The organism is Pelagimonas varians (assembly GCF_003208435.1).
GTDB lineage: Bacteria > Pseudomonadota > Alphaproteobacteria > Rhodobacterales > Rhodobacteraceae > Pelagimonas > Pelagimonas varians.
Window position 1 is genome coordinate 69,162 of the sequence record NZ_QKMF01000012.1, and the last position, 24,876, is coordinate 94,037.

Sequence of the window (24,876 nt, forward strand, 5' to 3'; positions counted from 1 at the left end):
GACATGACACAGTTCGCCATTTATCCCAGCCTTAAAGGACGCACTGTGTTTGTCACGGGCGGCGCATCGGGCATCGGGGCCGAAATCGCCACAGGATTTGCGGCACAAGGGGCAAAGGTCGGGTTTGTCGACAAAGATGTCGCCGGTTCCGAGGCGCTGATTGCGCGCACCGAAGGTGATATCGCCTTTGAGGCCTGCGATTTGCGTGACATCGAAAACCTGAAATCTGCCTTTGCCAAACTGGCAGAGCGCCAAGGCGATGCGCATGTTCTGGTCAACAACGCAGCCCGCGACGACCGGCATGACTGGTCCGAAGTGACGCCTGAATATTGGGATGAACGCCAACAAACCAACCTGCGCCACATGTTCTTTGCCATGCAGGCCGTCGCCCCCGCGATGATCAAAGCAGGGGGCGGGTCAATCATCAACATGGGGTCGAATTCATGGTTCGAGGCGGTGGGCAACTTCCCCGCCTACGCGACCGCCAAGGCCGCCGTCCACGGGCTTACCCGCACCATGGCGCGCGATTTGGGTGGCCACCGCATTCGCGTCAACACCGTCGTTCCCGGCTGGATCATGACCGATCGCCAGAAGGAGCTTTGGGTCACACCAGAAGCGCTGGCCAATCATCTGAACAACCAATGCCTGCCTGATCCGATTGATCCGGTCTATGTGGCGCGGATGGTGCTGTATCTGGCATCAGACGATGCCGCGATGTGCACGGCTTCAAACTTCTTTGTCGAAGCTGGATCTGTATAAGCGGGGCCTTGCACAATGGCGCGTTATACCTTGGCCTTGACAGTTCGGATCCACCGCCGCAACGCTACGCTCGGCTATAGAGGGCGGAGATGACTGATGATGTTACCTGAAACCATGAGCGGTGTTGCCCTGATCGGCCATGGCGGCCCTGAAATGCTGGAATGGCGTGATGACCTGCCAACACCGGTCACAGGTCCCGGCGATGTAATCATCGCAGTGGGGGCGGCAGGGGTGAACAACACCGATATCAACACCCGCACCGCATGGTATTCCAAGGGCGATTCAGCGTCAGATGACGCAACCTGGACCGGCGAGGCCATGCACTTTCCGCACATCCAAGGCGCAGATGTTTGTGGCCGCATCGTTGCGGTCGGGGACGGTGTTGATCCGGCCCGTATCGGTCAACGCGTTATGATCGAACCTTGCCTACGCGAAGTAAACGGGGCTGAACCGGATTACCCATGGTATTTTGGATCGGAATGCAATGGCGGCTTTGCGCAATTCACCCGCGTCGCGGCGCGCCATGCCCATGGCGTTGACTGCGATCTGACAGATATCGAACTGGCCTCTTTTCCTTGCTCCTATTCCACTGCTGAAAACATGCTGACTCGGTCGCGTGTCGCGGCAGGGGATACCGTATTGGTGACCGGTGCCTCTGGCGGTGTTGGCTCTGCCGCCGTGCAATTGGCACAAGCGCGCGGAGCGACGGTGATAGCCCAGACCAGTGCATCCAAGGCGGACAGTTTGCGGGCGCTTGGCGCAGCACAAACCGTGGATCGCGGCGCAGATTTGCTGGGCGCGCTGGGAGGCAACAGCGTTGACGTTGTGATTGATCTGGTCGCAGGCCCCCAGTTCCCCACTTTGTTGGACATCTTGCGACCCAGAGGTCGCTATGCGGTTTCTGGTGCAATAGCTGGCCCTCTGGTCGAATTGGATGTGCGTACGCTCTACCTCAAAGACCTAAGCTTTTTCGGGTGCACAGTGTTGGAACCAGAAGTGTTTGGCAATTTGATCGGGCGTATTGAACGGCAAGAGATCAAACCGCTGGTCGCCGAAACCTATGCTTTGCGCGATATTGCAGCCGCACAGCAGGCGTTTGGTGAAAAAGGTCATGTCGGCAAGATCGTATTGGAGGTTGGCTAGGCCAACCCGCCAGCTGCGTCAGGGTTTCGAATAACTAAAGCGTTCGAAATCGCCAGCATATATTTGGGCAATTTTGCGGCGTGTAACTTCGGTCAGGAACTGCTCCTTCGGGGGGACACCTCCGCCACTTTCACGGGTTTGGATCAGCAAATCGCTCGGGGCTTCAACAAGGTCGCCTGACATACCGCGCCAATCGTCGCGGTATTTTTGCACTTGTCTGCGCTGCCTTAAAACCTCTGCTCCACGGCGTCCGACGATGGGTTCGATGTCTTTGAAACCCTCAGAAAGCTGTTCAAGCTTGATGACCTTGTCGAACTCGATGTCTTTGAAAACAAAAGACTGCGGGCACCAATGGCCGTTCAGTGTTTTCGGGTCTGCCTCCAATAAGTAGTCTAAAAACTGGTTGAAACTTATCCCTCTTTCCGCACCGACCTGTCCAACCACATCCTTGACCCAGTCCTTGTTCCAGTCTTCGCCGCAAAACTTGTCTAGATAGGCGCTGACAACGCGCGACGCAGGATTGCGCACAACGGCGATCTTATACGTGTTTTGGAATTCGAGCGTGTTTACAATCGCTTGGGAAACAGTTGCACGATACACATCTGAAAACACACGGAGGTCGGCGTTGCTAGCCGATCCCTTGATCCAGATCCGCGCGGCCAGTTTTTTGCGCCGTGCCATGCCAGCCAGAAACCGTCCACGATGCGGGGCCGGTAAACTTAACATCACTTCCCGAAATGAAAACGCACCAAGATTGGTCATGAACCAGTCTCTGAGCATCGTATTTCCGCTTTTCCCGGCCGCATAGAGCGCGAAGTTTCGAACCGGATTAACGTAGGGCGTGAGTGACGGAATTTTCATGGCATCAAGATTCGTTTTTATTAGACGTTTTTGCCTAGCACCACTTGGTGCAGACGAACCAATGCGCCTTTGACAATAGACAGACCTATCCACCGAAGCCCCACCTTCCGTCAAGGATAAGCCCCAAATCGGGCAAGTCCCCCTCCCCCGTTCAAAGCTGCGCTTTAAACGGGGGAAAGGTCAATCAGTCTCAGTTCACCGGTGTCAGGAGATCCTGACCAGCTAGAAACGCCGCGATATTGTCGTGCTGCAACACCGCCATAGCGGTGCGAGTTTCGACAGTGCCGGAACCTTGGTGGGGCTGCAAAACGACATTGTCCAAGGCGGCAAAGCGCGGATCGATGTTTGGCTCGTTCATAAACACATCAAGGCCCGCACCCGCGATTGCACCGCTTTCCAAAGCATCCAGCAAGGCGGCTTCGTCCACGGTGGTGCCGCGCGAAATGTTCACGACAACGCCGCGCGGACCTAGGGCCGCGATGGCTTCGGCCGATACGTGTTTTTCGGTCTCTGCGCCGCCCACCAAGGCGATCACAAGGAAGTCGACAGCGCTTGCCAACGACACGACATCAGAATGATAGGTCCAGCCCGGGGTCTGCTTTTCAGAGCGCGAACTATAGTGGATATCCATCTTGAAAGCCGCCAGCCGGTCGGCGATCTCGCGCCCGATCCGGCCAAGTCCGACGATGCCAACCGAAGACCCGGACGCCTTGCGATTCAAGGGCAGCTCTCCTTCTTTCGCCCAAAGGCCAGTACGTGCCCGCGCGTCGCCCACAATCATATTGCGCGATTGCGCCAACAGCATCGCAACCGCCAGATCGGCAACATCGTCGTTTAACACGTCAGGCGTGTTGGTCACCTTGATCCCGCGTGCAGAGGCGGCAGTGACGTCAATCGCATCATAACCAACGCCAAAATTGGCGATCACCCCAAGGCCCGCCAACTGGTCCATAATCGCGGCCCCCAGCGGCATATGCCCTTTAAAGGCAACAGCTTTGATCCCCGCACGGGTGCTTGCATCGATCTTGGCAACATCTTCGGCCTGCGCTGCGGAAACGCTGTCAAACGTCTCTGTCAAACGGGCACGTTCATCGGCAGTAAACCCTGCTCCCAGTAGCAAAACATTGGTCATGGTGGCTCCTCAAAGCAGTTTGGAAATGCGCGACAGCGCCTCGGTGATATTTTCGGCGGAATTGGCATAGGAAAAGCGCAAATAACCTTCTCCCCATGCGCCAAAGGACGTGCCCGCAACCGTGGCGACCCCTGCCTCGTCCAGAAATTTGTCCTGCGCTTGCATGGCGGTCAGTCCTGTCCCTTCGATATTCGGGAAAGCATAGAATGCCCCTGCCGCATCGGCGCAGCGTACCCCCGGCAAAGCGTTCAGACCGTTGACAATAATCTTGCGGCGTTTGTCGAACTGGACCAGCATTTCATCTACAGCGGTTTGCGGCCCGTTGAGCGCGGCAATTCCGGCAAACTGGGTCGCAGCATTCACACACGAATGATCGTTGATGCATAGCCGCGTCACATGATCGACACAGGCATCCGGCCAGACGGCATAGCCCAACCGCCAACCGGTCATCGCGTAGGTTTTCGACCAGCCATCCAGCATAATCAAACGGTCGCGAATTTCCGGATATTGCAGCAGGCTAACGTGTTCGCGCCCGTCGTAAAGCATGTTGGAATAAATCTCGTCCGACATCAGCGCCACATGGGGGTGCGCCTCAAGGCCCTTGACCAGCTTGTCGATCTCGCTACGCGGAGTGACGCCGCCAGTTGGGTTGGCAGGTGAATTGATGATGATCAGGCTTGTATTGGGCGTAATTTTGGACAGCAAGTCTTCCGCAGAAAAGGCAAAGCCGTTCTTTTCCTCAAGCGCGATCGGCACCGGCGTGGCACCGGAATAGCGAATGACGCTTTCGTAGATCGGAAATCCGGGGTTGGGGTACATGATTTCTGCGCCCGGTTCACCAAACATCATCACCGCGAAAAACATAGTGGGTTTGCCGCCGGGGACTACAACGACATTGTCTGGGTTCACCTCAACCTTGTGGCGGCGGTGCAGATCTGCGGCGACAGCTTCGCGCAACGCAGGCAGGCCATTGGCCGGCGTATACCCGTGATGGCCGTCGCGCAGCGCCTTGATGCCCGCCTCAACGATATGCTCGGGCGTTTGAAAATCCGGCTGGCCAATGCCAAGGTTGATGATATCCTTGCCCTGCGCCGCCAGTTTCTGCGCCCGCGCCAGAACCATAAAGGCAGATTCCGTGCCGAGCCGCGACAGGCTGCTGGCAAATTTCAGCTGTGTCATGCTGTTTCCCCCGATTTTTTCATGCGCCCGAAGGCACCTTGGTTTTGGTATACCATCTGCATTAATCTTCGCAATTGTCAAAAAGCGGTTGCACCCATGGCCTGTCCGCATTTGATTGCCGCTAGGGAATACAGGAGACCCGCAATGACACAACCACGCGTACTGATTGCCGGAGGTGGCATTGGCGGTTTGGCTTTGGCCCTGTCCCTGCACGAAGTCGGTGTTCCTTTTCTGGTGTTGGAATCGGTTCGGGCGCTCAAACCACTGGGCGTCGGGATCAATCTTCAGCCCAATGCCGTGCGGGAACTGGAAGATCTGGGCATTGGCGAAGACCTCCTCGCGACTTTCGGCATGCCGCTGACGGAATGGGCATTGGTTGGGTTAAACGGGCGCGACATTCATGTAGAACCGCGCGGCCGGGATGCCGGTTATACTTGGCCACAGTACGCCGTTCATCGCGGCAAGTTTCATGTTTCCTTGTATGAGGAATTGATCCGCCGCGCTGGACCAGAGGCCGTCCGGCTTGGAACCCGTGCCAAAAGCTACCAAAAACATGAAGACGGTAGCGTCACGGTGACCATCGAAGACAGCAGTGGGCTTGTGTCCCAAGAATCCGGAACGATCCTTGTCGGTGCGGATGGCATTCACTCGGCGATCCGCGCCCAGATGCATCCCGAGCAGCCGCCAATTCATTGGGGCGGTGTATTGATGTGGCGTGGGACTTCGCTTGCCAAGCCAGTGCGCACCGGGGCCTCATTTATCGGCCTTGGCACACATCGCCAACGCATGGTTATGTATCCGATCTCGCCCGTTGATCCGGACACCGGGTTGGCGCAGATCAATTGGATCGCGGAAACCGTGGCGGACACAGCATCAGAGCGGCAGCGCAACAGCTGGTTTCGCCCCGTAGGCATTGACACATTCGTCCATATCTTTGACCGGTTCAGGTATGACTGGTTCGATGCACCCGCCCTAATCAATGGCGCAAGCGAGGCTTTTGAGAACCCGATGATTGACCGCGATCCGATCCCGACATGGGTCGATGGACCGGTTGTCTTGCTCGGGGATGCCGCACATCCGATGTATCCCACAGGGTCAAACGGCGCGAGCCAAGCGATTATCGATGCCCGTACCTTGACGGGATATTTTCTAAAACAGGGACTGACCCAAGGCGCACTGCAATCGTTTAATGACGAACTTTGTGGCCCGATCTCCGAACTGGTTTTGCGTAACCGGGGGGCTGGCCCGTTTGGATTGCTCCAGATCGTCAACAGCCGCTGCGAGGGTGTGTTTGAAAACATCGACGATGTCGTCTCGCTAGAAGAACGCAACACCTTTATGGCGCGTTACAAGACCGCTGCGGGACTTTCCAAAGATGCCTTGAACGCTGCCCCGCGCCGCATTCCCAAAGGGGCACAGGTTACGCTGCCGTCTCGTTAGGGCGGCCAAACCTGTTGTGAATGGGCTTCATCAAGATCGGGGTTAGATACATCGGGATCTGGTAACAGCCGATAAAAATCAACAGCGGCTCGGTCACTTCGGCCGGCAAAGCGATCAAGAAGAGCGCGATATTCCGGTTGCCCCATATTATCGAAACCGGCACGGCTTCTGGCATGTTTAGCAGCCGCCCCATGGTGAACAAAGATACCAGTTGAAGCCCGAGATTGACCGACATCACGCCAGCCAGCCACATCAAAAGCGTCATCGGATCATCGCGCAGCAAGGGCCCGATCGCCGACATTAGCCCGACCACCACCACGGCCAATAAAAGCGCGGCCAAACCGTCAAGATTTTCGGTGTCCGATTGCGTGATCTTGGGACGTAACACCCGCAGCAAAAAGCCAGCGCCAACCGCCAGCAAAATGGTGGCAATCAACCGGAGCATGGCGGCACCGGGTTGGCCCAACTCAGGCAATGCCCAAAGCACCGGAAGCATGGTCAGCGGAAACAAGGCTGTTCCCAGTACCAAAATTCGCAAAGCCGGTGCAGGATCGTGCCCCGTCATGATTGCGAAATTAGGCGCCCCTGTCACAGAAGGGGCTGCAAGCATCAAAATAACGGCCAAAAGGAACGGCGGAATATCGGTAAACAGCAACAGCACAACGGTCAGCGCCATCAAAGGCGCAACCAGTTGCAAGGACAAGACATGCGCCAAAAGCGCCGGTAACTCTGACCTGCTGCCAAAGGCCATTTTTGGACCAATGCGAAACGCCGTTATCGTCAAGAGCGCACCGATTAGAAGTCCCAACCATGGACGCAGCAGCCCCGCCAGATCTGGCAGGGCTGCTCCGACAATCAAGCCGGCGACAAGGCACAGTTTTGCGTGCCGGGCGACGGCGTGAAGCATCAACCCGGTCCTGAACGCATGTTCTCAGGCAGCCAAGTGGCGATATCCGGCACCAAGATCAGCACAAAAACCATCAACACCATGATCAAGAACATCGGGATGGCGGCGCGGGCGATATAGCTCATCTCGTGATTGGTCATGCCTTGCAGCACAAAGAGGTTAAAGCCAATCGGAGGCGTGATTTGCGCCATTTCAACCACCACAACGATAAAGATGCCAAACCAGATCAAATCGATTCCGGCTTCGCGAACCATGGGTTCAACAACGGCCATTGTCAGAACCACTGATGAAATCCCGTCCAGAAAACAGCCCAAGATGACGTAGAACACCAAAAGAACCATGAGCAACTCGAAGCGGGTGAGTTCCCAACCAGCGATCAAATCAGCCAACCCACGCGGCAAACCGGTAAACCCCATCGACAAAGACAAAAACGCCGCGCCTGCAAGGATCAGGGCAATCATCGCGCTGGTGCGGGTCGCACCCATCAGGCTTTCAGAAAAAGTCGGCCATGTGAGCGAGCCTTGCGTTGCCGCCAACAGCAAGCTTCCGATCACACCAAAGGCCGCGGCCTCGGTCGCTGTGGCATAGCCAAGGTACATGGAGCCAATGACCACAGTGATCAGCAACATGACCGGAATTAAAAACCGCGAATTGGCGAGTTTTTCGGAGAGTGTCATGCTTGGCTCGGCGTCGGGGTGCCAGTCTTTGCTTAGCTTGGAGTAGATCGCGACATAGCCCATGAACATCGTGGCCAGTACAAGGCCCGGAACGATCCCCGCAAAGAACAGTTTGGTGATCGATTCATTGATGGTCACACCGTAAACGATGAGTGTTAGCGATGGCGGGATCATCAGACCCAGTGTTGCCGCCCCTGCTAAAGTGCCGATAATCATCTTTTCCGGGTAATTGCGTTTGCGAAGTTCAGGGATCGACATTTTTCCGACGGTGGTCAGCGTTGCGGCTGAAGACCCTGACACGGCGGCGAAAACCGTGCAGCCAACGATGTTGGTATGAACCAACCCGCCAGGAAGGCGCGCCATCCAGGGGCTGAGACCTTTGAACATATCTTCGGACAGACGGGTTCGAAACAAGATCTCACCCATCCAGATGAACAATGGCAGCGCAGTCAGCGTCCAGCTTGAAGAGGCCGACCAGATCGTGGTCAGCATAACATCGCCAACGGGCCGTGTGGTGAACAGCTCCATCCCGACCCAAGCCACGCCCATCAGCGCAAGGCCAACCCAGACGCCTGTCCCCAAGAGGGTAAACAGGACAAAGAGAAACAGAATGATGATTGAGAGGTTTTCCATATCAATCCCCTGTCTGTTGGATTTGACAGGAACGGAGGGGGGCCAGCCCCCCCTGCCCCCCGGGATACTGTTGGACAGAAGAAAACTGAGGCGTTTGATGTAACATTGTCATTCCCCCATGCTTTGATCTGCAAGATCACGTTGAATGCGGTGATCGCCTTTGAAGATCACGTGCACCAAGTGATCTGTCAGAGCGATGGCAAAGACCACTGCGCCGAACAGCATCACCCCTTGCGGAATCCAAAGCGGTGTTTTGTCTTGGCCTTGGCTGACATCGTTGAACTTCCACGACCAATAGACAAAGCGCTGACCGTACCAGACAAAGTACCACATGATGGCCGTGCCCATGCCAAAACACCAAATTTCGAGCCAACGGCGCACGCTGTCCGGCACGGCGTTCAACAGGATCGACACGCGGATATGGCTGCCGCGATTCAGCGCATTCGCAAAGGCCAAAAAGGACGCGGCGGCCATTGCATAGCCGGCGTAATCCGGCGCACCGGGAAAGACTTCGCCCGTCCATCGGGCCAACATTTGGATAACAATAAGCGAGAGAATGGCGATCAGGCACAGCGAGGCTAGGATGCCCGACAGGAGATACAAGCCATCCAAACCGCGCCGCATCAGGCGAAGAAAGGTCATGTCAGGTCCTTTGAGGAGAGACAGGCAGCCCATCAATCGGGCTGCCTGTGTGCAGTTTATTCGGCAGCGTTATAGGCGTCAACGATGGCTTGGCCGGTTGCCCCAGCAGCTTCGAGCCACTCTGCGGTCATTGTTTCACCAATCGCTTTGAGATCACCCATAAGTTGATCTCCGGCGCGGCCGACTTCCATACCGCCTGCGCTAAGGCCTGCCATGGTAAAGCCGGTGTATTCCTTGGCGCGCCAAGTCCCAGCATATTCTGCGATCTCGCCGCAGGCTTTGATGACGTTTTGGTTGGCCTCGGATGTGCCGTTCCATACATCCGAATTCACCATGATGTAGTTGCGTGGCAGCCAAGCATCGACTTCATAAAAGTGGCTCAGGCTTTCCCAAACTTTCCGGTCATAGCCAGTGGCCCCCGAAGACACCATGGATTCCGCCACGCCGGTCGCAAATGCCTGGCTGATTTCGGCAGCCTCTACGGTCACTGGCAACATGCCTGTCAGCTCAGCCAATCGGGATGTGGCATTGTTATAGCTGCGAAACTTGACGCCTTCCATGTCTGCTACAGAATTGACTTCCTTGTTGAAGTACAGGCCTTGGGGGGGCCATGGAACCGAATAGACCATGGTCAGGTTTTGCGTGGCCAGCAATTCTTCTAGGTGGGGTTTGGCGATTTCGAACAGTTTGGCATGTTCGTCAAAGGACGACACGAGGAAAGGAATGGAATCGACGCCGAACAGGGGGTCTTCGTTCTGGTGACCTGACAAAAGACGTTCGCCAATCTGGACCTGACCGGTCTGGATCGCCCGTTTGATCTGTGCCCCCGGGAACAATGAACCGGATGGATGCGTAACTATTTCAATATCGCCGCCAGTGCCGGTGGTCACGCATTTGGCGAATTCAGCGCCTGTCACCGAATGAAAGTTGGAGCCGGAATAAGCCATTGGCATATCCCATTTATCGGCCATCGCCGGGGCGGCCATCAGCGCCATCGTTGCGGCCCCGAGGGCAACAGTTGTCTTTACCATTGTCATTGGTTTTCTCCTTGTTGGTGTTAATTGTGCTTTTGCACTTATTGATTGAAACGTTGCGGCGCGTAGGCCGTTACGTCAAGGTTCGTTGGTTGGTTCGTAATCATTCCTGCCACGATGCGGCCGGTTTTGGGGCCCGCAGTCAGGCCGATATGTTGGTGTCCAAAGGCGGCAAACACTCCGGTGCTGTTCACCTCACCGATCAACGGTAGGCTGTCAGTGGTTGCAGGGCGATGCCCCAGCCAAGGCTCTTCGGACTTCCACGTCAGATTGGGGAAAGCTTCGCGCACGGTGCGGCGTAGCAAGTCCAAGGGAGCGTCTGACATACCCGCTTCAAGCCCGCCAAATTCGACAATACCAGCACAGCGCAGACCTGCCTTCATCGGTGTGGCCACAAACTTGCCCGAGGCAATCATCGACGGCTTTTTCGGCCCACCTTGGGGGTCTTCAAAAACGATGTGGTAGCCGCGCTCGGATTCCAGCGGAACATTTATGCCAAGCTTTTTCATCAAGGGTTTGGACCAAACGCCGCCAGCCAGAACAGCCGTGTCGCAAAGAACCGGACCTGTAGATGTTTCGACCTGCGAAATCCGCCCGCCATCAAGCGTGACATCTTTGACTTCGGCCTGCATGAGCGTCCCGCCCATGGCGACAAAAGCATCCGCAAGCGCCGCCACATAATTGCCCGGATCAGTGATAAAGCCATGCTCTTTCATCACTGCAAGACAATCGATTGCCGGACCGTACGCACTGTCGTAGTCGCGCACCTGCTGGCCTTGCAAAATCTCGGGAACAAAGCCTTCTTCGCGGCGGCGGTCCCAGACATATTTGTCTTTATCAAAGCTGGCCTTGTCTTTGTAGGCAAAGACATAGTCCGAGGGCGTTACGAATTCTTGAGCTGCGGCCAACCCGTCGGTCAGTGATTGATGCTGTTCGACGGAATCGCCGACAATACCGGCGACTCCCTTGATGATCCGGCGGGTATCGCTGTCATTGGCATTGCGCAAGTAGCGCACCAACCATGGCAGCAGTTTCGGCAGATAAGACCACCGCATGAACAAGGGAAAATCCCTATCCAAGAGCATCCCCGGACCTTTCATCAACAACCCCGGCGTGGTCACCGGAACCACAGCGCAGGATGCCAAAATTCCGGCATTGCCAAAGGATGTCCCCTGCCCCGGCGCACCCTTGTCAACAATCGTGACCTCGGCCCCCATGCGCCGCAGCCAAATCCCCGTCGAGACGCCAACAATACCAGCGCCAATCACCACCACATGTTTTGTCACGTGTTTTCCTTGCCTTCCGCGGATCAAGTCAGGCCACCTGTCTCCGCAAATCTATCTTGACCATAGGGCCAACCGTGCCAGCCTGCCTGAGAATAATTATCATATCCAATACTAATTTCTGTACTGCATATAAGTTTTCCTGATACCCTTCACGACATGTCCTTGCGCTTTCGTCAACTCCAAGCCTTTCATGCGATTATCGAAACCGGCACTGTGACCGGAGCCGCCGAAATGCTGGGCATTTCGCAGCCCGGTGTGTCCAACTTGCTGGCTCAATTGGAACAACAAACCCGTGTGCCGCTGTTTGTGCGTGAAAAAGGGCGCTTGTTGCCAACCCCTGAGGCAGACCATCTGTTTCGAGAAGTCGATACCGTTGTGCGCGGATTGGATCATGTCGCGCAGGCAGTGTCAGATCTGCAAAACAGCCAGATCGGGCAGTTGCAGGTGGTTTCGCAACATTCAATATCATTCGGTTTCTTGCCGCCATTGATTGCGCAATTTGCCCGTGACCGCACCGGATTGTCGATCAGTTTCCAGTCGCAGTATTCGCCGAAAGTCCAAGAATGGGTGCTGTCGGGATTGTTTGAAATCGGCATTTGCGAAGCCCCCTTGCTGCAAGACGGGCTAAGCGCCCACAGGTTTCAAGTCGCCTGCCGCCTTGCCATGCCGCAGGGGCATCGACTGTCAGCGTGCCGCACGATCACGGTCCGGGATTTGGCCCAAGAGCCTATCATCGCCATGGGCCCCGATCACATGACCCACCGGCAAATGCGCAGTGCGTTTCAAGACGCCGGCCTGCCGTGGCAGCCACAAATCCACACCCATATGTTTCGCAATGTACTTAGCTTTGTCCGTGAAGGCATGGGAGTGTCGATGCTCGATCCATTTGCCTTGGATTTTGACCGCGAAGGCGGGTTTGAAAGCCGCCCGTTTGAACCCGCCGTGCATATGGACATGGCCGTTGTCACGTCCCGTCACCGCCCCTTGTCGCGTATCGGGCAGGCGTTTTTGGACCTTCTGCTAGAACAGATCACCCCTTACACCGTTGCCGGGTTCAAGAGCGATTGAAAAAGGGCGCTCCGGTTGGAACGCCCTCTGTCTTGGATTTACGCAGAGGTTTACTTCAACGCAAGGTCGGTGATCGCGTGGGTCCATGCGCCTTCCGGCGTTGCGGTGATGACGGGGTCAGATCCACCTTTCATCAGTGTTTCAACGGTGCGCTCATAGTCTTCTACGCTCAGTTCACCCGTTGACCCTGCGGTCAGCTTGGCGATCTCGCGCATCATACGCTGCTGGTGCTTTTCGGTCTGGGCACCGGAGGCATCGTTCTCAAGCACAATGTCTGCGGCCTCATCCGGATTCGCTTCGGCGTATTTCCAACCTTTCATCGACGCGCGCACAAAGCGGACCATTTTGTCCGAAAACGCCGGATCATCAAGGTTTTCTTGGAGCACATAGATGCCGTCTTCGAGCGTCGCGACGCCCATGTCTTCGTACTTGAAGGTCACGAGATCATCTTCGGTCAGACCGGCGTCGATAACCTGCCAATATTCATTGTAGGTCATTGTCGAGATACAGGCTGCCTGCCCTTGCAGCAGTGGATCAACGTTAAAGCCTTGCTTCAGCACCGTCACACCATCGTCGCCACCATCTGTGGACAGACCCATCTGGCTCATCCAGCTCAAGAAGGGGTATTCGTTGCCAAAGAACCAAACACCCAACGTTTTACCCGCAAAGTCTTCGGGTCCGGTGATGCCTGTGTCTTTGCGGCAGGTCAGCATCATGCCAGACGTGGCAAAAGGCTGCGCGATGTTGACAAGGTTCAAACCCTTTTCACGAGAAGCCAAAGCCGATGGCATCCAGTCCAGAACCACATCCGCACCGCCGCCCGCGATCACTTGCGCCGGAGCAACATCAGGGCCGCCGGGCTTGATGGTTACGTTCAGATCTTCGTCGCCATAAAAACCCTTTTCCTGTGCCACATAGTAGCCAGCAAACTGGGCCTGCGTGACCCATTTCAGCTGAAGTGTAACATCGTCAGCGGCGTTCGCCATTGACGCGCTCATCGCGACCACACTTGCCAGTGCTGTTTTTAGAAAAGTATTCATGTCAGTCTCCTTGTTGTCTTTGTTATTGTTTTATTGTTGTTCGGTTTGCACAGGCATCGGACCCGCGCCGTCGTTTTGAAAGCTAAACCCCTGCGGATAGCTATGAAACCCATCAAAATCGCCTTTGCCAACCTGCGCGCCCTGACTGCGCAAAATCGCGTAGCCCATATTCATATGGAAAAAGAAATTTGGCGCGGCGTAAAGCGCAATATAGTCGTATGGGGATTGGCGTAGCGTCGAATGTCCCGCGACATGGGTTATGTCATCAGCGTTTTGGGCACTGCATTTCGCCACTTCATCCAGACAGCTGCGGACAAAACCTCCGCGTTTGCGCAACCCCGCATGATCTGTCACCTCCTCCATCTCAGGCAGGTCTTGCCCGATCAAGGGATAGACTCCGCGCAAGATGTACCGCTGGGCGATGGCAAAATGTTCTAGCGCGGTAAAGCCATCAGGCGATAACCGCGCAGAGAGATGCGCAGCGGTGCCCCGTTCTGCCAGATGATCGATCCGGCTCAGATAGTGCCTGAAAACAGGCAAATAGTGCTGGATCAATCCTTGGCTCATCGCTGCTTCCGTTGTGATGGATGCCAAAAGGTAAGACGCTTTTCTGTCAGCGCAACTATCCCGTAGAACGCAGATCCCAGGATCGCGGCCACGGTAATTTCTGCCCAAACCATATCAAGCGAAAGCCGCCCGACCTCTGTGGAAATACGAAATCCCATGCCCTTGATGGGTGAGCCAAAGAATTCCGCAACAATCGCGCCGATCAATGCCAAAGTGGTCGATATTTTGAGGCCATTGAAGATAAAGGGCATCGCCGCAGGCAGACGCAGTTTGACCAAAGAGGCCCAGTAGCTGGCGGCATAGGTTCGCATCAAATCGCGCTGCATATGGTCAGAGGCTTGCAAACCCTGAACTGTGTTGACCAACATCGGAAAGAACACCATCGCCACGACAACTGCCGCCTTGGAATGCCAGTCAAACCCGAACCACATCACCATAATCGGGGCCAGCCCGACAATCGGCAGGGCGGCGATAAAGTTGCCAACCGGCAGCAAACCGCGCTGTAAAAACGGCGACCGGTCAATGGCAATTGCGATCAACACCGCAGATCCGCAGCCGATGAAATAACCGGTCAGCGCACCCTTAAAGAAGGTCTGCACGAGGTCTTGCCATAAGATATGCGTCTTGCTGACAAGTGCCACGCCAACCCATGACGGCGGCGGCAAAAGCACAGGGCTAACGTTGAACCCGCGCACCATGCCTTCCCAAACCACCAGAACCGTGATGCCAAACAACACCGGCACGATAAAACCGGCCCCAGCCACTTTGTTGCGCACCAAATACAGGTTCAAGACAACGGCCAGCGCCCAAAACACCAGACTTCCGAGTATCCACATCATTGCGCCATTCCCATCCGTCTAAGCGTGACCTTTTCAATCGCGCTGATGGCAAAAACCATCAAAGCCGCAAGCGTCGCCGCGGCCAAAAGCGCGGACCATATCTGGATCGTTTGACCATAGTAGCTGCCCGCCAAGAGGCGCGCGCCAAGCCCGCCGTTTTGGCTCAGCGACAGTTCTGCCACCACCGCGCCAATCAAACTGGCGGCAACGCCGACCTTAAGGGAGGCAAACAAATAGGGCGCAGACGCGGGCAACCGCAGCTTCCAAAACGCTTGCGACGGAGAGGCGCTATACGTCTTCATCTGGTCAAGCAGCATAGTGTCCGGGCTACGCAGCCCTTTGACCATGCCAACCACCACAGGGAAAAAGCTGAGGTACATTGAAATCACGCCTTTGGCGACAATATCGTCCACCTGCATAGCGGCTAAAACCACCACAATCATTGGCGCAATCGCCAAAATGGGTACGGTTTGCGATGCGATGATCCAAGGCATCACCGACATATCCATCACACGTGAATAGACAATGGCCACTGCCAAAATGATACCCAGCCCTATACCAAAGGCAAAACCAAGGGCCGTCGCCTGCAACGTGATCCAGCCGTGATAGACCAAGGACCGCTTCGACGTTACATTTTTCAACGCTGTGGTTTTCCAGATTTCTACCGCAACCTGATGTGGAGCCGGAAGGAGCGGTTTATCCTGCGCCATGGTGTCTGACACCATTTCGGAAAAGCTGAGAGTTTTATCCGCACGCTCGGCCTTGGAATAGGCCCATGGCGCGTTCAAAATGACTGCAAAAGCATACCAGATCGCAAAGATCGCCGCGACGACTGTAAGGATGGGAAGGATCGACTTCATAGCCCTGCCCCCCGGACGTTACGTTCAATCATCATATGCATGTCCCTCACGCAGACCTTCGCGTACCCGGTGCGCGATTTCCAGAAATTCCGGCGTGTCGCGAATGTCCAAAGGACGTTCTTTGGGCAGCGGGCTGTCAATAATATCCGTGATCCGGCCGGGACGCGGAGACATCACAACAATCTTGGTCGACAGGTAGACCGCTTCGGGGATCGAATGGGTGACAAAACCAATGGTCTTGTTCGTACGCGCCCACAGTTCCAAAAGTTGTTCGTTCAAGTGATCGCGGACGATCTCATCCAAAGCGCCAAAAGGTTCGTCCATCAGCAAAATGTCGGCGTCAAAGGCCAAGGCCCGTGCGATAGATGCCCGTTGCTGCATCCCGCCGGACAGTTGCCACGGGAACTTCTTTTCAAAACCCTCAAGATGCACCAACTCCAACACCTCGGTGACGCGCTGTGCCATATCGGATTTTGGATAGCCCATGATTTCCAACGGCAGGCGGATGTTGTCGCCAATCGTGCGCCACGGATACAAACCAGCGGCCTGAAACACATAGCCATAGGCCCGTGATTGCCGCGCCTGCTCCGGGGTCATGCCATTGACGGTCAAAGTGCCGCCAGTGGGTTGCTCCAAATCGGCAATGGCACGCAAAAACGTGGTTTTACCGCAGCCGGACGGGCCGATGAAGCTCACGAAATCACCCTTGTTGATGTCCAGATCAACACCCTTGAGCGCATGCACCGGCCCATCATTGGTTTGATAGGTCAGGTCCAGGTTATTTGCCTGTATGACGGTCGTCATTTTTGTTCCATTCCGTTCATATGTATCGTGGTTCGATCACGAACCATTTTTGTTCCAACCACCATTGAAGGCACCCTGAGGCCATTCCACTCAAAACAACAAATACCGTGCCAAACCAGTCTAAACTTCTCTGGGGCAGAGCAAGAATAAGGTTGATCGACAAGGGCAGGTCCAAGGCCATCAGCGCTCCTATGGTCCCAAAACCAAAAGGCTTTCCTTTGACTTCCATACCGCGAATGCACGAAGGGCTGTAAAGACAGGAAATGCCATCAGCATCCAGAACGGCAAAGCTCTGATCGCTGCGGCGATACCGACGGAAAGGGTCTCCAACAGGCTTCCTATCCCGTCGATTGTATCGGTCAAAAACCAGACTGCCACCAAAGCAACCAGAAGCGCCACTAGGGACGAAATGAAAAATGCTCCGGTGATCAGTGCTGGCTTCATGCCTTAGATCCCCGCCGGGATGTTTTGTGGATTGCGGTCGATCTTGCGCGGTGTGTTCAGTGCTTTCCATTGGGACAGCGCTTTTTGTGCGCTAGAAAAAGCCGGACGCGGAACGAAACGGCCACGGCCAGGTTGCGGTTGGCTATTTTGCCCCCACGCCCAGATCACTTCGCCGCGTGACAGGGTATAGCGCGCTTGGGCTTTGACCTCGAAACCCTCGAAGACGTTGTAATCAAGCACGGAATGGTGGCTGGCGGTGCTGATCGTCTTGGAAATTTTGGGATCCCAGACAACGATATCCGCATCCGCGCCTTCAACAATTGCGCCCTTTTTGGGATAGATATTCAAGATCTTCGCGACATTGGTCGACGTGGCTGCAACAAATTCGTTTGGCGTCAGGCGGCCGGTTTCAACCCCTTCGGTCCAAAGCACCGCAAGGCGTTCCTCAAGCCCGTTCGACCCGTTGGGAATAATCCGGAAATCATCCCGACCCGCACGCTTTTGCGCCGTGGTAAAGGCGGCATGGTCGGTGGCAACCACCTGCAAAGATCCCGCCTGAAGACCAGCCCAAAGGCTGTCTTGGTGATCTTTTGACCGAAATGGCGGTGACATCACGCGGCGCGCGGCATGATCCCAATCCTTGTTGAAATACTCGCTCTCGTCCAATGTCAGGAATTGGATCAGAGGTTCGCCATAAACCCGCATCCCCTTTTGACGCGCGCGGCGGATGGCTTCGTGGGTTTGCTCGCACGACACATGCACGATGTACAAGGGCACACCGGCGGTGTCGGCGATGGTGATCGCGCGGTTGGCGGCCTCCCCCTCCAACTCAGGCGGGCGGCTATAGGCATGGCCTTCAGGGCCGGTGATACCTTCGTTAAAATACTTGGTCTGCAACTCGGCCACTAAGTCGCCGTTTTCAGCATGCACCATAGGCAGCGCGCCAAGCTCGGCACAGCGCTTGAACGAGGCGAACATTTCATCGTCCTCAATCATCAGCGCGCCCTTGTAGGCCATGAAGTGCTTAAAGCTGTTCACGCCCATATCAACGGCGTCTTTCATCTCGTTAAAGACGTTCTCATCCCAACCGGTGATCGCCATGTGATAACCGATGTCGGAACAGATCTGCGGGGCGGATTTGCGGTGCCATTCGTTGATCGCATTCTTGATGCTTCCATCCGCGCCCGGCAGACAGAAATCCACAACCATCGTGGTACCGCCGCATGCCGCTGCCCAAGTTCCGCTTTCAAAGGTCTCGGCCGCCGTCGTCCCCATAAAGGGCATTTCCAAATGCGTGTGCGGATCAATACCGCCTGGAATGACATAGGCCCCTTCAGCGTCGATGTATTCGTCGCCCACAAGATCTTCGCCAATTTGCTTGATGATGTCGCCTTCAATCAAGACATCCGCTTTGTAGGTCCGGTCCGCAGTACAAACCATACCGCCTTTGATCACTTTGGTGGTCATTTTCTTGTCTCCCTGAACGAGGTGCCTGTGCAGGCTTTTTCTCAATCAAATATTCCCGGCTTCAATTCTTGGACGCGCCGCGCCCCTTCATCTTGCCAGATAAACTCCGGGGGTTCGGGGGCTGGCCCCCGATCAAAGGTCTATTCAACCACCTGCGCGGTTTTCAAAACAGCATGCATCAAAACATTCGCGCCGGCCGCGGCCCAATCCTTGCTGATCTCTTCGGCCTCGTTGTGCGACAGGCCGTCAACGCAGGGGCACATGACCATCGCTGTGGGCGCAACATCGTTGATCCAGCAGGCATCATGCCCAGCACCGGAAATAATGTCTCGATGCGAATAGCCCATGGTTTCGGCCCCTTCGCGGATCGCGGCAACGCAGTCTTCGTCAAAGGCGGGGGGATCGAACTGGCCAACTATTTCAGCCGAGAATTCAACACCGATCTCTTCACAGAGTTTCGGCGCTTTCTCCATCAGCTCGTCGACCATGTCGTTCAGCTTGTCCAAAAGATGTGTGCGCATATCGACAGTAAAGACCACCTTACCCGGAATGATGTTGCGCGAATTCGGGTAGACGTCGATATGCCCAATGGCCCCAACCGCATTCGGCTGGTTCTTCATTGCTATCTCATGCACCAATTCGGTGATCAGTGCCAAACCACGGCCCGCATTTTTGCGCATATGCATCGGAGTCGATCCCGTATGGCTTTCCTTGCCAGTCACGGTAACTTCTATCCACCGCAACCCTTGGCCATGGGTGACAACACCAATGTCCTTCCCCTCGGCTTCCAAAATCGGGCCCTGTTCAATGTGCAGCTCAAACATCGCATGCATCTTGCGTGCGCCAACCTCTTCGTCGCCACGCCACCCGATCCGTTTCAGCTCATCCCCAAAACGCTTTCCCTCTGCATCGACACGGTCATAGGCCCAATCTTGGGTATGCTTGCCGGCGAACACGCCTGAGGACAGCATTGCCGGTGCGTAACGCGTGCCCTCTTCGTTGGTCCAGTTGGTGACGACGATGGGGTGTTTGGTCTTGATACCCTGTTCATGCATCGTGCGGATCACCTCGAGGCCGCCCAAAACGCCAAGCACCCCGTCATATTTTCCGCCCGTCGGCTGCGTATCGAGATGCGAGCCAACGTAAACGGGCAAAAGATCGGGATCTGTACCTTCGTAGCGCGCGAACATGTTGCCCATCTGATCCAGCCCCATCGTGCAGCCCACGGCCTCACACCAAGATTGGAACAGCGCCCGCCCCTCTCCGTCTTCGTCGGTCAATGTTTGACGATTGTTGCCACCGGCGATGCCCGGCCCGATTTTGGCCATCTCCATCAGGCTGTCCCACAGCCGATCCGCATCGATCCGAGTGTTGCTGATGTTTGACATGGCGTGTCCCCTAGCTTTGTCTTTGGTCTTGCGTCGAGTGTTCGACACAGTACAGCGTATCTTTAGGCCAATGCCCGATACTTGCACTGGCCCAACCCTGACCATATGGTCAACTATCGGCATCACTTGACCAATTGGTCAAGAAATTTCTGAAAAAGGATGTGTCCGCGCCATGCCAACCCGCAACGGCTCAAAAAACAAGCGCCTCGAAAAGGAAAAGCAAATCCTTTTGGCAGCGGAAAAAGTGTTTGCAGAGGCGGGCTTTGGCGGGGCGACCATGCAATTGATCGCCGATGTGTCCGGCCTGCCCAAAGCCAATATTCATTATTATTTTTCCACCAAAGAAGATCTCTATCGCCGTGTGGTGTCGAACATTTTCGACATATGGCTCCAAGCAGCCGAATCGTTTGACGAATCATCAGGCCCGGCCGAGGGAATTGGCGGCTATATCGACGCCAAGATGGAGATCTCGCGCCGGCACCCGATGGGCTCCAAAGTCTGGGCGTCCGAGGTCATGCACGGTGCACCTGTAATCCAGGATTACCTAGAAGACGTGCTTGTCAGTTGGACCGAAGGGCGGATTGACGTCATTCAACGCTGGATCGACGACGGGCTGATGGAACCGACAAACCCGCGCCACCTGCTCTATATGATTTGGTCCGTGACGCAGCACTATGCAGATTTCCAACACCAAATCGAAACTTTGAATGGCGGGCAGCCGCTGGATGACGCAGACTGGCAGGACGCCAAATCCAATGTGCGGGCAATTATTCTGCGCGGTTTGGGCATCGACGACACAGGCAACGAGACCGACGCATGAGCAAAGCCCGCCCGACCCCGCGCCCGACCGGTACCACACGCATTCAGCGTGAAAAACGTCAGGCGATTTTTGATGCGGCTTTGGATGTGTTTTCAGAAAACGGATTGCGCGGCGCGACATTGGACGCAATTGCAGCCCGTGCGGGACTGTCGAAACCCAATGTGATTTACTACTTCGAAGGCAAAGAAGCGATCTACAAAGAGCTTCTGGAAAGCTTGCTGGATATCTGGATCGCACCGCTCATAGATCTGTCGGACAGCCACGAGCCGATCGAAGAACTGCTGGCCTATGTGCGCCGAAAGCTGGATATGTCCCGCGATATGCCGCGCGAAAGCCGTTTGTTTGCGACCGAAATGATCCAAGCCGCGCCCCATATACGCGACGTTTTATCCGGCCCGCTCAAGGCCTTGATGGACGAAAAAGCAGCGTTGATCCAAAGCTGGATGGACGCCGGTCTGCTGGCCAAATCAGACCCCTACCACCTTATATTCTCGATCTGGGCGACCACCCAGCACTATGCCGATTTCGACGTTCAGGTGCGGGCTGTTTTGGGCGGGCAAGACCCGTTCGACAGCGCTCCGGAGTTTGTAGAAATTTTGTTTCGGCGCATGTTGACCCCCTAATGGATGCAAGTTGCGCAATTCAATGCGTTCGGAGTTGTTCGGGCCACGGCTCCTGCGACCTGAAATTGATGTGTATCATGGGGAAATCCGGCCTTTTGTGAGATAATCCCAAGCGGGAGGATACATCATGCAAAAACTGTTTTTGGCATTGCTTTTGGTCATCGGCCAGGCTGCGCACGCGGATTTTTTAACCGAAAATCGTGGCCAGTGGGAGGGCAAAGGATACATATCAACGGGTCTTGAATGGCCGGTTTATATCAAGTTCCTAAGCAAATCAGCCGAGGTTTACACACCCGATGACGGCTGCGAAGCAATCTGGACCTTTGAGAGCGTTGGGCAAAATATCATCCGAGGATGGGAGCAAGTTACTGTTGGGGCAGACCGCTGTTATGTCGGGCTGAAATTTGTCGTGACCCGTCATGACGCAAGCCGCATCAAAGTTGATTGGTTTCAAATGAACGGGATGCATGTGGCCGAAGCGCTGTTGTGGCGCGTGCAATAAAGGCCCGTCGCCTTGGACGGTATCCGCATGGCGGTTGTTTGGACCCGGCGGTATCTGGTTCACGCAAAAAACGCCCGGATTGATCCGGGCGTTTCTTCGGGAGGAAAGCTGCTTTACTCGGCAGCCGTCGAGGACGGGTTGTTGGGATGGGTTGTCCAATTGGCATAATCTGCCTCCACCACTTTGCCAGTGCGTTCGTCCATGGCACCGGGCTGTAGAACCTCCATCGTGATGCAGTTTTCCACCGGACAGACATTCACGCAAAGATTGCAGGCAACGCATTCGTCATCTTTGACGTCGAACACGCGATCCTCGGTCATCGAAATCGCCTGATGCGAGGTGTCTTCGCAGGCAGCATAACAGCGACCACATTTGATACAGGCATCTTGATCGATGCGCGCTTTGGTAATGTGGTTGAGGTTCAAATACTGCCAATCCGTGACATTCGGAACTGCTTTGCCGATAAAATCGGATGTGCTGGTGTAACCCTGCTCATCCATCCATTGAGACATGCCCGAAATCATTTCCTGAACGATCTTAAAGCCATAAGTCATTGCAGCGGTACAGACCTGCACATTGCCAGCGCCCAGCACCATAAATTCTGCCGCATCGCGCCAAGTGGTGATCCCGCCAATGCCGGAAATCGGAAGCCCGCGAGTTTCTGCGTCGCGGGCGATCTCGGCCACCATGTTCATGGCAATCGGTTTCACCGCTGGCCCGCAATAGCCGCCGTGGGTGCCCTTGCCGTCAATCATCGGCTCGGGTGACATCGCATCAAGGTTAACCGAGGTGATCGAATTTATGGTGTTGATCAAGCTCACCGCATCTGCGCCACCTGCCTTAGCCGCGCGGGCCGGAAAGCGGACATCGGTGATGTTTGGCGTCAGTTTCACGATCACCGGCTTATCGTAGTACTTTTTGCACCATTCGGTCACCATCTGGATGTATTCCGGCACCTGCCCAACCGCCGAGCCCATGCCACGTTCGGCCATGCCATGCGGACAGCCAAAGTTCAGCTCGATCCCGTCACATCCGGTTTCCATGACGCGTGGCAAGATCGCTTTCCAAGCGGCCTCTTCGCAGGGCACCATGATCGACGCGATCAACGCGTGATCAGGGTAGTCCTTTTTCACCCGTGTCATTTCTTCGAGGTTGGTTTCGAGCGATCTGTCGGTGATAAGCTCGATATTGTTCAATCCCAGCAACCGGCGATCTGCGCCGTGGATCGCGCCATACCGAGGACCGTTTACGTTGACCACAGGCGGCCCCTCGGACCCCAAGGTTTTCCAAACCACACCGCCCCATCCGGCCTCAAAGGCGCGGCGGACATTGTATTCTTTGTCGGTGGGCGGGGCCGAAGCCAGCCAGAACGGGTTCGGGCTTTTGATACCCAAGAAGTCTGTTGTCAGATCAGCCATCATGCCTCTCCCATCAAAGTTGCGTGGATATTCATTGCGGCGTCGCGGCCTTCGGCGACGGCGGTTACCGTCAGATCATCGCCTCCGGACGCACAATCGCCGCCAGCCCAAACACCCGCGACCGACGTCTGCCCGGTATCGCCAACAGTGATCTTGCCCCCGGCAGTATCCAGCGCATCAGGTGCGCCCGTCAAAGACTGACCAATGGCGGTGAAAAGTTGATCAGCTGGCAGAGTAAAGCCATCCTCCAGTGTCACCAGTTTACCGTTCTGGGTTTCCGTATAAGCAAAGCGAACACCGGTCAGACTGCCGTTGCCTTCAATCCCGATTGGGGTGGCATTGTGGATGATCCGAACGCCCTTTTGCGCCGCCAAATCCTGTTCAAACTCAGAGGCAGCCATGGCCTCTTGGCCGCGGCGATACACAATCGTAACATCCTGCGCGCCAAGCAATTTTGCCTGTGCACCCGCGTCGATCGCGGTCATACCACCGCCAACAACAACAACACGACGACCGATGGACATGCCAGTTAAATCAGTAGCTTGACGCAGTTCTTCGATAAAGCTGGTCGCGGGCATCACGCCGTCTTTGTCTTCGCCGTCAAGGCGCAGCGCATTCACTCCGCCTAGCCCCATCCCGAGGAAAACCGCGTCAAAATCAGCCTGTAGACTGTCCAACGAAATACCATCGCCGAGGCCGGAACTGTAGCGGATTTCGATGCCGCCGATTTTCAGCAGCCAATCGACTTCGGCCTGCGCAAAGTCATTGGTGGATTTATAGGCCGCGATGCCGAATTCATTCAATCCGCCGCCCTTTGCACGGGCTTCGAAAATAACTGCGTCGTGGCCGTGCATCGCCAAACGGTGCGCACAGGCCAAACCTGCGGGCCCTGCCCCAACAACGGCAACCTTTTTGCCGGTAGAAGCCGCGCGGCTAAACGGATGTGTCCCTGATGCCATCAAGGTGTCGGTGGCAAAACGCTGCAAGCGACCAATTTCAACAGGTTTGCCTTCCGCTGTCTCACGTACGCAGACTTCTTCGCACAGGGTCTCTGTGGGACATACGCGGGCACACATGCCGCCCAGGATATTGTCCTCAAGGATTGTCCGCGCGGCCGATTCCGCTGTTCCAGTTGCGATTTGACGAATGAAAAGCGGAATGTCGATGGATGTCGGACAGGCCACCTGACATGGCGCATCGTGGCAAAAATAGCAGCGATCTGCGGCGACCAGCGCTTCGTGCGCGTCATAGGCCGGATGCAGATCCGAGAAGTTGGCATCCAGCGCTTTGGCGTCCAATCGCCCCGCTGTGATCCCATCCTCGAATTGTTTCGAACTCATGGC

25 protein-coding genes are annotated in these 24,876 nt (G+C 55.6%); 7 read left to right on the top strand and 18 right to left on the bottom strand.

Going from position 1 to position 24,876, the window contains the following annotated elements:
* Positions 1–3: 3 nt before the first annotated feature.
* The gene (locus tag C8N36_RS15630; protein ID WP_097805756.1) at positions 4–759 is read left to right on the top strand and encodes an SDR family NAD(P)-dependent oxidoreductase; all 756 of its coding nucleotides are present in this window, start codon (positions 4–6) and stop codon (positions 757–759) included.
* Positions 760–855: 96 nt separating this feature from the next.
* Positions 856–1,902, top strand: a complete 1,047-nt coding sequence (locus C8N36_RS15635; RefSeq protein ID WP_097805757.1) for an alcohol dehydrogenase family protein — start codon at positions 856–858, stop codon at positions 1,900–1,902.
* 18 nt (positions 1,903–1,920) lie between these two features.
* On the opposite strand, the gene C8N36_RS15640 is transcribed toward C8N36_RS15635, so the two are convergent.
* The 3 genes from C8N36_RS15640 to C8N36_RS15650 all read right to left on the bottom strand — a co-directional run bounded on the left by C8N36_RS15640 (position 1,921) and on the right by C8N36_RS15650 (position 5,074).
* On the bottom strand, positions 1,921–2,763 hold the full coding sequence (locus tag C8N36_RS15640) for a sulfotransferase family 2 domain-containing protein (RefSeq protein WP_097805758.1): 843 nt from the start codon (positions 2,761–2,763) through the stop codon (positions 1,921–1,923).
* A gap of 190 nt (positions 2,764–2,953) precedes the next feature.
* On the bottom strand, positions 2,954–3,895 hold the full coding sequence (locus C8N36_RS15645; protein WP_097805759.1) for a 2-hydroxyacid dehydrogenase: 942 nt from the start codon (positions 3,893–3,895) through the stop codon (positions 2,954–2,956).
* Positions 3,896–3,904: 9 nt separating this feature from the next.
* The gene (locus tag C8N36_RS15650) at positions 3,905–5,074 is read right to left on the bottom strand and encodes a pyridoxal phosphate-dependent aminotransferase (RefSeq protein ID WP_097805832.1); all 1,170 of its coding nucleotides are present in this window, start codon (positions 5,072–5,074) and stop codon (positions 3,905–3,907) included.
* Between the two features lie 144 nt (positions 5,075–5,218).
* On the opposite strand from C8N36_RS15650, the gene C8N36_RS15655 reads away from it, so the two are divergent.
* On the top strand, positions 5,219–6,514 hold the full coding sequence (locus C8N36_RS15655; protein WP_097805760.1) for a flavin-dependent oxidoreductase: 1,296 nt from the start codon (positions 5,219–5,221) through the stop codon (positions 6,512–6,514).
* Here the strand turns inward: C8N36_RS15655 and C8N36_RS15660 are convergent.
* The 5 genes from C8N36_RS15660 to C8N36_RS15680 form a co-directional block, all read right to left on the bottom strand.
* The gene (locus C8N36_RS15660; protein WP_097805761.1) at positions 6,495–7,421 is read right to left on the bottom strand and encodes a hypothetical protein; all 927 of its coding nucleotides are present in this window, start codon (positions 7,419–7,421) and stop codon (positions 6,495–6,497) included. The two genes, C8N36_RS15655 and C8N36_RS15660, sit on opposite strands and share 20 nt — an antisense overlap.
* Positions 7,421–8,731, bottom strand: coding sequence for a TRAP transporter large permease (locus C8N36_RS15665; RefSeq protein ID WP_097805762.1), 1,311 nt, complete (start codon positions 8,729–8,731; stop codon positions 7,421–7,423). Before C8N36_RS15665 ends, C8N36_RS15660 begins: the two co-directional genes overlap by 1 nt.
* Before the next feature lie 108 nt (positions 8,732–8,839).
* Positions 8,840–9,373 (bottom strand): TRAP transporter small permease, encoded by a 534-nt coding sequence (locus C8N36_RS15670; RefSeq protein ID WP_097805763.1) that lies wholly within the window; start codon positions 9,371–9,373, stop codon positions 8,840–8,842.
* 56 nt (positions 9,374–9,429) lie between these two features.
* Positions 9,430–10,404 (bottom strand): TRAP transporter substrate-binding protein, encoded by a 975-nt coding sequence (locus C8N36_RS15675; protein WP_097805833.1) that lies wholly within the window; start codon positions 10,402–10,404, stop codon positions 9,430–9,432.
* 44 nt (positions 10,405–10,448) lie between these two features.
* Entirely contained in the window at positions 10,449–11,693 is a 1,245-nt protein-coding gene (locus C8N36_RS15680; protein WP_097805764.1) for an NAD(P)/FAD-dependent oxidoreductase, read from the bottom strand.
* A 156-nt stretch (positions 11,694–11,849) separates the two neighbouring features.
* Between C8N36_RS15680 and C8N36_RS15685 the strand changes: the two genes are divergently transcribed.
* Positions 11,850–12,761, top strand: coding sequence for a LysR family transcriptional regulator (locus C8N36_RS15685; RefSeq protein WP_097805765.1), 912 nt, complete (start codon positions 11,850–11,852; stop codon positions 12,759–12,761).
* Between the two features lie 50 nt (positions 12,762–12,811).
* Here the strand turns inward: C8N36_RS15685 and C8N36_RS15690 are convergent, their stop codons facing one another.
* The 8 genes from C8N36_RS15690 to C8N36_RS15725 form a co-directional block, all read right to left on the bottom strand.
* Positions 12,812–13,801: an ABC transporter substrate-binding protein gene (locus C8N36_RS15690; RefSeq protein WP_097805766.1), complete on the bottom strand. Its 990-nt coding sequence runs from the start codon at positions 13,799–13,801 to the stop codon at positions 12,812–12,814.
* 30 nt (positions 13,802–13,831) lie between these two features.
* On the bottom strand, positions 13,832–14,368 hold the full coding sequence (locus C8N36_RS15695) for a DUF1993 family protein (protein ID WP_097805767.1): 537 nt from the start codon (positions 14,366–14,368) through the stop codon (positions 13,832–13,834).
* Positions 14,365–15,207: an ABC transporter permease gene (locus C8N36_RS15700; RefSeq protein ID WP_097805768.1), complete on the bottom strand. Its 843-nt coding sequence runs from the start codon at positions 15,205–15,207 to the stop codon at positions 14,365–14,367. Before C8N36_RS15700 ends, C8N36_RS15695 begins: the two co-directional genes overlap by 4 nt.
* On the bottom strand, positions 15,204–16,067 hold the full coding sequence (locus C8N36_RS15705; protein WP_097805769.1) for an ABC transporter permease: 864 nt from the start codon (positions 16,065–16,067) through the stop codon (positions 15,204–15,206). Before C8N36_RS15705 ends, C8N36_RS15700 begins: the two co-directional genes overlap by 4 nt.
* Positions 16,068–16,091: 24 nt before the next feature.
* Positions 16,092–16,871: an ABC transporter ATP-binding protein gene (locus tag C8N36_RS15710; RefSeq protein WP_097805770.1), complete on the bottom strand. Its 780-nt coding sequence runs from the start codon at positions 16,869–16,871 to the stop codon at positions 16,092–16,094.
* Positions 16,872–17,060: 189 nt separating this feature from the next.
* On the bottom strand, positions 17,061–17,315 hold the full coding sequence (locus C8N36_RS15715; protein WP_097805771.1) for a hypothetical protein: 255 nt from the start codon (positions 17,313–17,315) through the stop codon (positions 17,061–17,063).
* Between the two features lie 3 nt (positions 17,316–17,318).
* Positions 17,319–18,782 (bottom strand): dihydropyrimidinase, encoded by a 1,464-nt coding sequence (hydA, locus tag C8N36_RS15720; RefSeq protein ID WP_097805772.1) that lies wholly within the window; start codon positions 18,780–18,782, stop codon positions 17,319–17,321.
* Positions 18,783–18,922: 140 nt separating this feature from the next.
* Positions 18,923–20,170 (bottom strand): Zn-dependent hydrolase, encoded by a 1,248-nt coding sequence (locus tag C8N36_RS15725; RefSeq protein WP_097805773.1) that lies wholly within the window; start codon positions 20,168–20,170, stop codon positions 18,923–18,925.
* Between the two features lie 172 nt (positions 20,171–20,342).
* Between C8N36_RS15725 and C8N36_RS15730 the strand changes: the two genes are divergently transcribed.
* The 3 genes from C8N36_RS15730 (at position 20,343) to C8N36_RS15740 (ending at position 22,115) form a co-directional block, all read left to right on the top strand.
* A complete protein-coding gene (locus tag C8N36_RS15730) occupies positions 20,343–20,990 on the top strand; it encodes a TetR/AcrR family transcriptional regulator (RefSeq protein ID WP_097805774.1) in 648 nt (215 codons plus the stop codon).
* Positions 20,987–21,613 (top strand): TetR family transcriptional regulator C-terminal domain-containing protein, encoded by a 627-nt coding sequence (locus tag C8N36_RS15735; protein WP_097805775.1) that lies wholly within the window; start codon positions 20,987–20,989, stop codon positions 21,611–21,613. The genes C8N36_RS15730 and C8N36_RS15735 overlap by 4 nt, the downstream gene beginning before the upstream one ends.
* Positions 21,614–21,740: 127 nt before the next feature.
* Entirely contained in the window at positions 21,741–22,115 is a 375-nt protein-coding gene (locus C8N36_RS15740; RefSeq protein ID WP_097805776.1) for a hypothetical protein, read from the top strand.
* 113 nt (positions 22,116–22,228) lie between these two features.
* On the opposite strand, the gene preA is transcribed toward C8N36_RS15740, so the two are convergent.
* Both preA and C8N36_RS15750 read right to left on the bottom strand, forming a co-directional pair.
* Complete coding sequence (gene preA, locus C8N36_RS15745; protein ID WP_097805834.1) at positions 22,229–23,533, bottom strand: NAD-dependent dihydropyrimidine dehydrogenase subunit PreA; 1,305 nt, start codon at positions 23,531–23,533, stop codon at positions 22,229–22,231.
* A complete protein-coding gene (locus C8N36_RS15750) occupies positions 23,533–24,873 on the bottom strand; it encodes an NAD(P)-dependent oxidoreductase (protein WP_097805777.1) in 1,341 nt (446 codons plus the stop codon). The genes preA and C8N36_RS15750 overlap by 1 nt, the downstream gene beginning before the upstream one ends.
* Positions 24,874–24,876 lie beyond the last annotated feature (3 nt).